2 protein-coding genes are annotated in these 2,862 nt (G+C 54.7%); one reads left to right on the forward strand and one right to left on the reverse strand.

Going from position 1 to position 2,862, the window contains the following annotated elements:
* On the forward strand, nt 1–1,390 hold a 1,390-nt coding region (locus ACK4S7_RS12980; protein WP_409647641.1), incomplete at its 5' end, for a hypothetical protein.
* 51 nt (nt 1,391–1,441) lie between these two features.
* Here ACK4S7_RS12980 and ACK4S7_RS12985 read toward each other — a convergent pair.
* Nucleotides 1,442–2,862: ATP-dependent nuclease (locus ACK4S7_RS12985; RefSeq protein WP_409647644.1), on the reverse strand; the 1,421-nt coding region annotated here is incomplete at its 5' end.

Genomic DNA, 2,862 nt, shown 5'->3' on the forward strand with positions numbered 1-2,862 from the left:
CTACGCGGCGAGAGAAGGAAGGCACTCATGGCCGCACGCAGACGGTGTCATCCAGACCAATATTAGCGGAGCAAACGCACGTGCTTACAGCATAGCTCTTGAATTCAAACGGCCCAATGAGGGTTTGCATGGTGTTCTAACCGCTATCGGACAAGCGCATGCATATCTGCGTAAGGGGTATGCTGGTGCGGTGATTGTGATACCCCAAAACTATAACGGCTTCACTGGGGCGGGCGATTATGTCCGAGATGTACTCGACTTAACAAGCAAGAATCTAGCGATCGGCGTTTATGGATATCGGCCTCCTGATCTAACTAAAACATCACCGTTTGCGGGCCGATTAATCCAGGCTCGGGCCTTAGCTGTGGATGCGGCTCCCGCGATAGCTGCTCCCATGCCTCCACAGGTGACAGAAACCCAGTGGGCTCATGTTCGAGAAGGCAGCACAGATCCGGACGCGTTTTTTCGGTATCTACAAGCCGTAAAGCTATTCAGTGGCGACGAAACGCCCGCTGTCGATGTGCAGATAACTAACGATTTGGCAGTCGCTATCCAATCCGCGCGTCCCGGCGTTGATCCAATTCGCTACCTGAGTAACGCCATGGGCGATTCTATGCCGGATCGAGCCTGGAGATATTTTTGGTTCAAATACATACTGTTCAACGACAACATTGCCGGGTGGCAGCTGCAGAACGGAATTCTTACTCCTAACAGTCGGGCCGCAAAAATAAGGCGGTCAGATAACGGGGCATTCAAGTACTTTTTTGCGGGAAAGTCGAACTCAGTAAGAAACAAACTCGTCCTGGAAATAAACTCCGGCCAGACAACCGTTGCTGAAGCCAATGAGGTATTGGTAAGGAACTATTTCAGCCGTGCGCACTCATATCGCGAAGATGTAGACTCTGGCGTGGAACATCTGGGATTCGTTGACCAAGAGGGGCGGCTTACTGACGCCGGATACCGTTTTGTGGACGCTTGCGAGAGAACAGGTGACGCAAACACCGGCGTGCCCCTGTCGATATTTGTGAATGCTGCCCTGACGGAGGGCGGGCTCGGCGCGTTTTTACATTACGTGTACAAACTGTCTGATGAGGCTTTCAGCTCAGATCCGCTCCGGTTCACGCACAAAAACGGAAATCAACTCATCTTCGATTCGTCAGCCTACTTGATTTGGCTGGAAAAGGAGCTCGTCGATCGCTTGCGAGTTATGCGCAAAGTCAGCGCACGTGGCGGCGTGGCACGTAAACCCTTCCAAGCTGAACTAGCGGTCCTAAGAGGGCTAGGGATTGTTCGAAAGGGCTTCAGGGTTGGTGTCGGCTTAGTTATTAACTGGCCCGAACTCCATGAAGCGTTAGAAGCACCTGGTGGCTTTGCGTCGGCATCGCAATAATTTGAGGAAATTGAGATCCTCTGAACTCGGGATGCGCAGCCCGACGCACCCTTAGCTCCGCATAGCCACGATCGCTTTCACTATCGCCTCCAAAGTCCCGCTGCGGTGCCCCGCCTCGGCGGCTTGAGACAGAACATAGGACATAGCGGCGGGGTTCTTAATCGCCTCTTTGCGCCGTATTCCAAACCGCTCCTGCGCCTGGACAATCGCTGCCTCAAACACTTCTTGCGTTAGCTCTTCAGCGAGCACCTGCTCCGACTTTTCGCAAAAGCAGGCGTAGTTTTCTGTCACTCTCGTTTCTGCGTCAAACAGCTGTTGCACACCGAGAATCCGTTGGATGGCGTGGTTGTTCGGGACTTCCGCCGGCTTTGATTGGTCGCAATCGAAGACCACGTAGGTCGGTATTCCGAGCTCGGTAAAGATGGCTGCGGGCTTGTCGATCTTGGTCTTGCCTTCAGCGTTGAGCAACGCGATGCCCATACCTTCAAGGTCAATGTTCATGACATGAGCCGCAGCGGAAAGCGCGGCGCGGTCGCTGACGCCCTCAACTATCACCGCGACTTCAGCAAAGAAGCCTTCCGCAACTTCGGGATCGATCACATGGAGGCGGCTCCGAAGGCCATGAACGGTGTAGTTGCCCAATGGCTCTTGGCGTGAATGTGCCAACCTCGCGATTATGGGATCGAAGCCAGTGGCTTGGATACGGCATTCGCGATTTTCCCCATCGGCGCTGATGCAGCGGCGCGCTAGGCGGAGTTCGTCGAAACGCTCTACGGAAACGAATAGCGAGGAGTGTGATGCGAAGATCACCTGGGTTTGCGTCGCCACACCCGGCAATGTCCCATCGCTCAGGCGGCGGAGTACGTTTGCGAAATGCCTCTGTTTCGTTGGGTGTTGGTAGAGTTCCGGCTCTTCAACCGCGAGAATGATGCCAGGCAAAACGTAGGGCGCAGCCTCGATCACCGCTTCGCCCACCTCATTTATCGTTTGAGTGATGTGCTCTTGGCTATCAGCGGAACTTGCACGTGCCAAATGCTGCAACAAGGTCACTACGAACGCTCTCTGCAAGCCATGGCCCTTGCGATCAACAGGGCCTTCAAATCCGTCTTCATCCAGAAGAACGTCCGCGTTTGGGAGGGGCACGTTGAAATTGTTAGCTGGCTGCCATCGAAGCGCGACCCCCGCTTCAGAATAGAAATCGCGAAGAGTGCCAGTTAGGCTATCGGCAAGACCGCCAAGTTCGGGCATTCGCTCCGGGCTGACCAGCTGTTGGTATTCGGCTGTTGAGCGCTCCTGGAATTCGCGGAAGTCCGGTCGTTTTTGGACCGCGCTGCGCACGACAAGCTCCATGAGGCGCGCGACGACTGCACCCTTTGCGTCAACACTATCAGCAGACGCATCGCGGACTGCGGGTATAAAAACGAAACTCGTGCTCCGCTGCAGGCTTCCGCGACCCACATTTTGGAATCCAA

It is taken from the genome of Sphingorhabdus sp. (assembly GCF_046292425.1).
Lineage (GTDB): Bacteria > Pseudomonadota > Alphaproteobacteria > Sphingomonadales > Sphingomonadaceae > Sphingorhabdus_B.